This window comes from Phormidium pseudopriestleyi FRX01 (genome assembly GCF_017313335.1).
Taxonomy (GTDB): Bacteria; Cyanobacteriota; Cyanobacteriia; order Cyanobacteriales; family Laspinemataceae; genus Laspinema; species Laspinema pseudopriestleyi.
On sequence record NZ_JAFLQW010000519.1, the window covers coordinates 1 to 9849 of the forward strand.

Sequence of the window (9849 nt, forward strand, 5' to 3'; positions counted from 1 at the left end):
CTCTTCATCAGTCCCTCTGAAATTAATTGGGTTTATCGGCTATAATAGTATGATGAGAACAGCATACCAGTACAAACTACGCCCAACAAAAACACAGATTATAGAGTTAGATAGATGGCTATCAATGCTTTGTAGTCAGTACAATTATTTGTTGGCTGATAGATTCAACTGGTACGAGCAAAACCGTTCTCCTATCAACTCTTGTCCTTTAAGAAGCCATTTGCCAGAACTGCGAGATCATCCTGATTATTTCAGCCAAAAGAAAACTTTGCCTCAATTCAAGAAAACTCATCCTTGGTATCGCATAGAGATTTATTCGCAAGTCCTCCAAGATGTTGTCAAGCGGGTAAAAGTGACTTTTGACAGGTTTCTTAAAGGTGATAGCAATGGCAAGCGTAGCGGCAGACCTAGATTTAAGCAACGCAGTCGTTACCGCACATTTACCTATCCTCAGATGAAGGATGGATGTTGGCAAGGCAATCTAATTAACTTACCAATGTTTGGCAAAGTTAAGGTTGTTTTGCATCGTCCAATACCTGATGGGTTTAAAGTCAAAACTGCTTCGGTTACCCAAAAAGCTGATGGATTCTACCTAACGCTTTCACTCGAAGATGCAACAGTTCCAACCATTAAGCCTGATTTTAATCCAGACAAAATCACTGGAATTGATGTAGGGTTGAAGGAATTCTTAACAACTTCAGAGGGTGAAACGGTTGCAATTCCTCAGCACTACAGGAAAGCTCAGAAGCGTTTGCGGGTTATTCAAAAACGGGTATCACGCCGCCAGAAAGGGAGTAACCGCAGACAAAAAGCGGTTAAGCAGTTAGGCACTCAGCACAAAAAAGTAGCGGATAAAAGGAAAGATTTTCACTTTAAAACCGCTAACTGGTTGTTGTCAAAATATGACGTTGTTGCTCATGAGGACTTAAACGTTAAAGGTCTTGCTCGCACAAGATTGGCTAAATCTGTGTTGGATGCTGGGTGGTCAAACTTTCTGTCAATACTTACAAACAAAGCCGAAAATGCTGGGAAAGTTGGTCATTCCGGTAAGTGCCTATAACACCTCCCAAGATTGCTCCAATTGTGGTGAAAAAGTCCCAAAAAAGCTACATATTCGTTGGCACGACTGTCCTCATTGTGGATGTAGTCTAGACCGTGACCACAATGCCGCTATAATTATCAAAAATAGAGCGGTGGGTCAACCCGTTCTTAAAGCCAAGAGCCTGCCTTCGCAGTAGCCGGATTGTCTGGGAAGCCCACACTATAATCGTTTCGATTTAGTGCTCGGAGTTGTCACGAAGATGAAAAATTATTTGCTCAGGAGAAGCCACCTATGCTACACCGCAAGATTTATCAATTCTGTTGCGATGGTCGTGAAGTCAGTATTTTCTTGCGGGATCAGCAACGTTGGATTGACGGTGTTCGCATTCTTGACATCGAAGGAGATTTAGTCACCATCCGCTATGAAACTGATGAAGAAGATGAACTCTCTTCCTGGGAAGAGATGTTTCGCCTCGAAAGCATCGGTGCCGTTAGCCAAAAAATTGCCTGCGTTTCGCGAGGTAATGTGGAGCCTTTGGTATCAGATGACTGTCCCGAAGCCGAACAACTTCCCAAACGCTCTCCCGACTTGAATCAAGAATAATCTCAAAAGTCGGTTTTTCCTTGAATCTTAATGTTTCCAGGAAACCAGGGCGATCGCCGAAAGTTCAGAAGAAAAATAAACCGGGTTTCTGTCCAACCATAATTAAAGTCATACCCATTAACGGGTAGGAAACCGGGTTTCTTCTCCCCTCCCTCCTGCTGGACTGAGGCGATCGTTAAAAACCCCTAGAACAACAAATCGTTAATCATAGCCTTGAGTGCCACTGCGGTACTCAAGGCTCCTCTTTTGGACCTAATACAGAATTCGGTTTTTAAAGACATTTAAAAACCGGATTCCGTATTATGAATCTGGCTGCGAGACAGGTGAAACCATCGCCGATTCAAACGCAGGACAATAGCCATCGGGAGTCACCTTAAACCCAAATAAAGGGGAAATCTGATTCCAGCAGCGCTGTCCTCGATAATACCGACAGTTTCCGCAACATTCGATATTCGCATTGACGCGGGCGGCACTCCCTTGAGAGAGCAATTCTCGTTGAGAGACTCCGCGCACCACTAATTCCTCACCCTGCCAACGCGCTTCGATTAACCCCGTATCTGAAAACTTCTGCCAACGGGGATCCAATGCCAAGGTTTGAGACAGGGAAAGGGTGACACTGCCTTGATGTTCTGTAAGTTCTCCCGGATAAATTTCGGCAGGGGTCGCCGGTTGCAAAATCGTCTCGCCGATCGGGAGTTCTACGAGACTCCCCGCTTCTGGAGTATGGAGGTGATAGCGGTTGCGGAGTTCATCCAAGTTGGTCAAGTCTGCGAGATAGGCAGGGGAACCGTGGATGAAGACCACGTGCTGGGGATGTAAGTTATGAATTAATTGGGTGGTGCTATTGCCGTCACAATGTTGGGCGAGTAAATAGGTTTCCAGGGTAAATTGTGACTCGGGGAGATGGGCAAATAAGGACTCGGGGTTATAGCGCTGAGGTTGTCCAGGATATTCGGGAAGCAAAATCAACCAGGGTTGGCGATCGCCTCCATCAAACGCTTTGAGGTGGTTACTTAATTCCGTGAGAAGGACACAAGGACCGTTTGCCAGTTGGGAACGGTGTTCAGGGAATAAGCGACGCACCCTCGGACGGATCCGTTCGTCCCAAAATAGAGGTTGATGGCGGGCAAAGTTTTGGACTGAGGCGGGGAATTGGGGTAAGAGTTCTAAATAAATATCACAAGCATCAGCAACGGTTCCCTCAACCCAAATATCCAAGTCTCGACCTGTGAATTGGTGATGACTCCGCAGTAGCATCAGGATTTCTTGACCTAACCCAACGGTGGGGGTGGGAAGCAGGACGGATTGGCCCTGACCGATCGCCCGTTCGATGCGTTCAGCAAGTTGGTTTTCCTGCGATCGCCGATGGGGAAACCGCGAGGTTCCATAACTGCCTTCGACAATCAGGACATCGGGATCTAATCCCCGCAGTTCATCTAGGGGCAATCCTTCCACTAAGCGGGAATTGGAGAGGAAAAAATCTCCGGTATAAAGCAGGGTATAGGGCCGGGGCGGTTGAGGCGATCGCCCTGATGGAGTGGGGGTATAGCTGAGTAAAATCGCCGCTGCCCCTGGGAGATGTCCAGCAGGAAATAATTCAGCGGTCAATCCATCCAGAAATTCGACCGGGGTGCGCCAGGGTAAGGCTTGACAAAATCTTAAGCGATCGCGTTCTCCCTCCGGCCAGTTCAGGGGAAGTAGTTCTGTAGTGACTTCACTGGCATAAATCGGTAATTGTGGGAAGGCTTGATGCAGGGACCATAGACCCCGGGCATGATCCGCATGAGCATGAGACACCAGCACTAAATCTGCCGGTAAGGAGCCAGGGCCACTGCCCTTTTTCTCTAAACCCGCTTGCAACGGTGAGATATCTCTAATGCCACAGTCGAGGAGGATGCGATACGGTCCCATCCGTACCTGCAAGGAGACTCCTTCATCTCCATGACCGACACTATAGGGTAAACATTCAAGCTGATCCATTTATGCTGAGCACACCTGAATATCGCGACTCAAGTCTGGAATGATAGCCGATGGAGGGGGGGTGATTCTACCCCTGGTACTCTGCCTCAAGATTTTGAGGTGGTTCCCATTCCACCCTAGAGATACCGGAATCCCTGGGACCTTTCTCGGGTGGGATGGATCGGGGCGATCGGTCTGACTCATTTTGCCGGTCAATCCTGGAGGACCGGGCAACAGTACAGCATCTTGTTTCCAGCGCTGTCCTGGTTTGCTCTTAGAATAAATTCTCATGATGGAAAACCCAGATGAGGCAAATGCTTTGCTCACCGGGCTACGGGATAAGGCTGGATTCTTTTGGATCGAGATAGATCTGTTACTCAGGTGAATCACCTCCTGGAAGCGATTGAATTTCTGGATGTTCATCCACTCACCAAATCCGATGACTTAGATTTGATGCTACCAAGGAAGGGGATCATCCTCAAATCCTTTTTTGCTCACCTCAAGAAGCAATGGGTCTCCCCATCAAGTTTTCGGGGACAGATGGGGCAACTAGGAGGCGATCGCTCCGCTTGGGGTAAATCGGTCAGGGCTTTGTCAAGAAATCCGCTTGCTCTAATTTCTACCGGGAAGCCCCAGGCCCTTGAAACTGAACGACTAAGTAAAGTTTGGCAACAAAAGTGAGCAACCGGCTATCAAATCAAGTTAATATTCAGAGGGTTGCTATCAGACCGTCATCGTCCTCGGCACGAAGACTCGCAACGGGCCAGTTTCTTTCGATAGCAACGGGGAGTAAAATCATCGGACTAACCTGGATGGTTGGCTGGAAGAAGGGAGATTTCCCACTGGATCCGTTATATCAATTGAAATTCTACCATTTCTACTTTCTTTACTATGGGTGAAGCAAAACGTCGCAAGTCAACGCTCGGAGATCAGTATGGCAAAGAGCCCAGAATCGTGCCTTGGTTACCGATTACTAAAAGTCAATCCGAACAGTTTGTGAAGTGGACCGTCCAAGGAAGTTGGCTAGGCATTAGTTTGTTGATTGTGACTTGGTTAACCGTTCGGTTCATTGGCCCTGCGATTGGTTGGTGGGACGTGAACTAAATTGACCTTTTCAACCTAATTCAGGGGCGATGTAACCCTGAATCTCTGTACCGATCGCCCTCTCGGGATGCCGACTGGTATCGAGGCTAACGGGGTCCTTACCCCGCTTAGACAATCCGAGGATTGACAATCTTTCAAACAATTTTCTAATCACTCTGATAAGAATTTCCTATTCTTATGGGCGATCGCCGTAGGCCAGCCTGCCTCTATAGGCTTTAGGGAATTCTGGGTCAATCTAGGCAGCTAAACGCACTCCGGAAACCCACGGAATTCCCCTGAATCTATGACTTATCCAACTATCAACTGTTGTAACGGATACCTCCTCTGACGGATGAATCACGTTAAGTTAGTGGCATCCATTCCATTGGACGTTTACAATTGAATTACCATTGGACAAATGAAGCCCTAGATATTATATCGGCTCAAGGAGGGGGTCAAATCTAAAAAAAACATTAAAAAGTTCTAAACTGTGGTGTGGTGATAGGAGAAAGTAAGTGTTTATCAGACTCGCCGAACAACACCGTCAATTTGTTAAGGATCTCGTCATGAACCTGCAAGCCCTAGCGATCGTGCTAGAGCGTCGGGGTTACCTGGCATCTTGCTATACCTGCGGGGGGCAAATGAATAGCGCCTCGTTTATGGTGAGCCTAGGAGAAGATCACTTGATTCGGTTTTTGGTGTCGGACTACGGGATTACCTGGACGGAAATGCGCGACGATCGCGAATTAATGAAATTAGAGGGCGCAGAAGCGATCTCCCAGCTTCAGGAACTCGCCAACCTGGTCAAATGTCAAATGAAAGCCATTCCAGACCAGCCTGATCTGGCAGTGGAAGACGTAAATGAGCAGCTCGTGTAGGCAACACGGGTCTAAGCTCGCCCTTCAAGGGAACCCGATATTTCCATCTCCTGGGGGTCGATCAGGAGAACATCGGGTTGACAATGAGAGAGCGGGCTAATTTTTTTGGGGCTGAAAAATGTTAAGCTGAAATAACGGAACGACAAACGCCACGGTAACGAGCGCTCCTGGGGTTCATCTGGCTTAAATTGGCGTTTCGCGATCCACACAGCCCGCTTACAAAAAAAATATGACCGCCCTAGAAGCTACTTGGGAACATCATTATATTGAAACGAACCGGATTCGCCTACACTGCGTGTCCCAAGGACAAGGGGAACTCGTTATCCTCTTGCACGGATTTCCAGAGTTTTGGTATTCCTGGCGCTATCAAATCCCGGCGCTTTCTCGATATTTTAAAGTAGTCGTCCCGGACCTGCGCGGCTATAACGATTCGGATAAGCCAGACAGTGGCTACGATCTGGATACGTTAAGTGCAGATATCAAAGGTTTAATTGAAAGTTTAGGATATGTCAAGGCCCATATCGTGGGTCATGATTGGGGAGGGGCGATCGCCTGGCACCTGGCCGAACGCTTTCCCAATTGCCTGGATCGATTGGCAATTTTGAATGCACCCCACCCCCAACAGTGGTTACAGGCGATGGGAAGCAATGTGGATCAACTGCGCCGAAGTTGGTATGTCCTGGCATTTCAGGTTCCAGGAGTCCCGGAGTGGCTGATTCAGCAGAACTTAAAGGATTTTGTCAAAAAGGTGTTTCAGGAACAAGCAGTCCGCAAAGGGGCGTTTACCTCGGAACTGACCAAGATTTATCAGGAAGCATTGGAAAAACCGGGAGTGCTCTCTTCGGCGATTAATTATTATCGACAACTGATGTCTCCCTTGAATTGGGTACAGAATTTGGGGCGATCGCCCCATTATGTCACCGCACCCACCCTGGTATTGTGGGGGGAAGAAGATTCTTTTTTGAGCAATAAGTTAACCGATGGATTTGATCGCTTAATTAAAGCGCCGTTTCAACTCAAGTTAGTTCCCCACTGCGGTCACTGGATCCAGCAGGAAGTCCCCCATCTAGTGAATCGAGAATTGCTCTCCTTCTTGCGCGCAACATCCCATCGGGGACAGTTGATTGGGAAGGAGGAAGAATGATGGAGAAGATGGGGAGGATGGGGGATAACGACTGAAGTCGTTACTACGAACATTTCCCCCATCTACCCTATCCACCCAATCTCCCCCATCTCCTATGCACGGTTTCATCCCGCCTGAGCGTTTTTTTGCCTATCTCAGTTGGACGGATATTGCGGCGATGCCGGATAAAGGGAATGTTGTTGTGATTCAACCCTTGGGGGCGATCGAACAACATGGTCCTCATTTGCCGGTGATTGTCGATAGTGCGATTAGTATGGCGGTTTTAGGCAAAGCTTTGGAACAGTTGAGTCCGGAAATTCCGGCCTATGCTTTGCCGCCGTTATATTATGGAAAATCTAACGAACATGGGAATTTTCCAGGGACGATTAGCTTGAGTATTCAGACTCTTTTATCCACATTAATGGAGATTGGGGAGAGTCTTTATCGGGCAGGATTTAGAAAATTAATATTCATGAATTCTCATGGCGGTCAACCGCAAGTGGTAGAAATTGCGGCCCAGGATTTAACGGTTAAGTATCCAGATTTGATGGTGTTTCCGCTATTTACTTGGCGGGTTCCTAATGAGAGTAAAGCGCTCATTTCCGAAAAAGAGCGGATACTGGCAATGCACGCTGGGGATGCAGAAACAAGCTTAATGTTAGCCGTTTTGCCCGACTGGGTGAAGATGGAAAAGGCAGTGCAGGAATATCCCCCGGAACGTCCGGAAGGGAGTTTATTAGGAACAAAAGGGCCATTAACCTTTGCCTGGTTAACCCATCAAATTAGTGACAGTGGGGTGGTAGGGGATGGGACTGCGGCGACGAAAGAGAAGGGCGATCGCATTTGGGAATCCCTAGCCCAGGGCTGGGTGCGCGTGATTCAAGAGGTGTATGAATTTCGCCCGGGATGATCGCTTCATTCATCCTGCCGGTGAAGGGGGAAGTTAAACCCTCGTCCAATCCGCCTAACTTGTTCTTAAAATCTCTAAAATCCAAATAGATTCCGTTAGAGTTTTTAAAAGGCTTAACTTGAACAAAAAGTGATATTCGAGAGCACCTCTAAGGGTAGATTTAATCCCGGTCAGATGGCAGCCGATGAAACAATTAAAGACACCAAAGTTTTTCTATTGTTCCCTTCTTATAATTTTAAAAAAAAGATGGACAGTTGGCCCAGTATAAGTCAAAATCAATGGGCTAACTATTAGAGGAGAATTATGCGGATTTTGCTGGGGGGACTGTTAGCCAGCTTTGTATTATGGGCATTTCCAGTATGGGGACAAATTTCGGAGTCCCAGGTGGTGGCTTTGGTGGGTATCCGGTGATGCGAACTTGTACGATCGCGGTGAGTTTGGTCACTATAGCAGCTCCTTTATCAGTTGTGGAATGCCCTCACCCCCAACCGTCGGCGGCCCAAAGGGGGAGAGGGGAGCTATATATGTCATAAATCATTTAGGATTGCTATATACTCAGCAGGTCCTCGAACTCTATCAAAATCTTCGCGCCCAGCCCAGTGATTTTCTCCCCACTCGCACTGCTAAAACCCACAAATAAGCAGCGGTTTCTGACTCAGGATCGCTGTTCGCCTGAACTCCTCACACACTTACAAACGCGATCCGAAACAGAACCCAGACGGGAAGAGGGAAAATTTTTGTCTCTCAATCTAATAACATCGCTAAAAACTAAGCCCTTAAACCCCAATCTACAAGGCTATGAACTGAGTACCCAACTCGGCAAATAATTTAAAACTTCCTCCGTCTGGACTTCGACGAGTTGTTTGAGGGGAATGATGATGGCGAATTCTGTGCCTTCTGAGGGTGCGGACAAACAGAGCAACTGTCCCCCATGTTTTTCGACAACGATCTGGTAACTAATCGACAATCCCAGTCCAGTCCCTTTCCCTACGGGTTTGGTGGTAAAGAAGGGGTCAAATAATTGCTTTTGTAAGTTTTCGGGGATTCCGTACCCATTATCGCGAATCCGAATGATCACGAAGGAGGGACGGTGGATTGTTCCCGGCATCGCTGCACAAACCTCCGAGGGCTGGTGGAGGGTGATGCAGAGGCAGGATTTCAAAGCCTGGTGACGATCGCCCGCAGATAAATCCTTGACTTGCTCCAGATTTTGCCTTTCCAGGCCCCGGTTTGCGATCGCCTGTTTCCAGTCTCCTTTGATTACTTCGGTGCTAATCTCGATTTTCCCAACTTGGTCCGCCCTTTCTTCCACCGCATCGATCGCATTACTGAGGATATTCATAAACACTTGATTCAGGGAAGACGCATAGCATTCTATCTGGGGCAACTCATTATACTCTTTAACAATTTCGATAGAAAATGCTCCCGAGGTAGACTTTAAGCGATGTTGTAAAATCAATAGGGTACTATCAATTCCTTCATGAATATCCACAGGTTTCATCTGCGCTTCATCCAGGCGAGAAAAATTTCTCAGACTTTGGACAATTTCGTGAATTCGCTCGGTTCCCAGCAGCATTGAAGAGAGCAAGCTAGGAAAATCTGACCGGATAAAGTCGAGTTCGATCGCTTCGATTCGTTCAACAATCGGCGCTTCAGGCTCAGGATAATGCTGCTGATACAGATCAATCAAACTGAGTAACGCATCGCTATATTCGTGAGCATATTCCAGATTGCCATGAATAAAGTTAACCGGGTTATTCACCTCATGAGCAATCCCGGCGACCATCTGCCCAAGACCGGACATTTTTTCACTTTGAATCAGTTGGGTTTGAGTCTGTTGTAGTTCTTCCAAGGCGAATTGGAGTTGTTGGGCTTGGGCTTGAGCTTCTAAGGCAACAGTCTGACTTGTTTCATACATTTCCGCTTGACACTCCCGATGTCTAAAGACACGGGGATTCTTGCATAGCCTTAGACCAAAGCCTAATTCTAATGGGCGCTGTCAAAGTGCCTCTAATAAGTCCGCTCAAATCTAGTTTGAACTTTCCCTTTACGTTTAGCTTGCGAAGGATATTGGCAGCACCATTACAGTCCGCATTGATATATCCAAACATTCCAGTTCTAAACAATCCACGCTTCACACGCTTTCCACGCTTACTGCCACTGTTCAGGTTTTTCACCGAATTTAGGTAGCACATCATTGTCCAGAAAACTTGCTTTTGAGGTATAGGATTCTTCTGTTTCTTCAAACTGA

9 protein-coding genes are annotated in these 9849 nt (G+C 47.2%); 7 read left to right on the forward strand and 2 right to left on the reverse strand.

From position 1 onward, the window contains the following. The 3 genes from J0895_RS19780 to J0895_RS19785 all read left to right on the forward strand — a co-directional run. On the forward strand, positions 1–1060 hold a 1060-nt coding region (locus tag J0895_RS19780), incomplete at its 5' end, for an RNA-guided endonuclease InsQ/TnpB family protein (RefSeq protein ID WP_242541433.1). Continuing rightward, positions 1023–1238, forward strand: a complete 216-nt coding sequence (locus J0895_RS26105; protein WP_242541434.1) for a transposase — start codon at positions 1023–1025, stop codon at positions 1236–1238. The genes J0895_RS19780 and J0895_RS26105, both read left to right, overlap by 38 nt. A 95-nt stretch (positions 1239–1333) precedes the next feature. Continuing rightward, positions 1334–1645, forward strand: a complete 312-nt coding sequence (locus J0895_RS19785) for a DUF6679 family protein (RefSeq protein ID WP_207089720.1) — start codon at positions 1334–1336, stop codon at positions 1643–1645. A gap of 300 nt (positions 1646–1945) precedes the next feature. Here the strand turns inward: J0895_RS19785 and J0895_RS19790 are convergent, their stop codons facing one another. Next, positions 1946–3625: an MBL fold metallo-hydrolase gene (locus J0895_RS19790; protein ID WP_207089721.1), complete on the reverse strand. Its 1680-nt coding sequence runs from the start codon at positions 3623–3625 to the stop codon at positions 1946–1948. A gap of 870 nt (positions 3626–4495) precedes the next feature. Between J0895_RS19790 and J0895_RS19795 the strand changes: the two genes are divergently transcribed. The 4 genes from J0895_RS19795 (at position 4496) to J0895_RS19810 (ending at position 7598) form a co-directional block, all read left to right on the forward strand. Next, a complete protein-coding gene (locus J0895_RS19795) occupies positions 4496–4708 on the forward strand; it encodes a DUF2839 domain-containing protein (protein ID WP_207089722.1) in 213 nt (70 codons plus the stop codon). 494 nt (positions 4709–5202) lie between these two features. Then, positions 5203–5565 carry a DUF1815 family protein gene (locus J0895_RS19800; protein WP_207089723.1) on the forward strand — a complete coding sequence of 121 codons (363 nt, stop codon included), beginning with the start codon at positions 5203–5205 and terminating at the stop codon, positions 5563–5565. Between the two features lie 229 nt (positions 5566–5794). Next, a complete protein-coding gene (locus J0895_RS19805) occupies positions 5795–6709 on the forward strand; it encodes an alpha/beta fold hydrolase (protein ID WP_207089724.1) in 915 nt (304 codons plus the stop codon). 94 nt (positions 6710–6803) lie between these two features. Next, the gene (locus J0895_RS19810; protein WP_207089725.1) at positions 6804–7598 is read left to right on the forward strand and encodes a creatininase family protein; all 795 of its coding nucleotides are present in this window, start codon (positions 6804–6806) and stop codon (positions 7596–7598) included. Positions 7599–8394: 796 nt separating this feature from the next. Here J0895_RS19810 and J0895_RS27045 read toward each other — a convergent pair. Beyond that, positions 8395–9516 carry a sensor histidine kinase gene (locus tag J0895_RS27045; RefSeq protein WP_207089726.1) on the reverse strand — a complete coding sequence of 374 codons (1122 nt, stop codon included), beginning with the start codon at positions 9514–9516 and terminating at the stop codon, positions 8395–8397. Positions 9517–9849 lie beyond the last annotated feature (333 nt).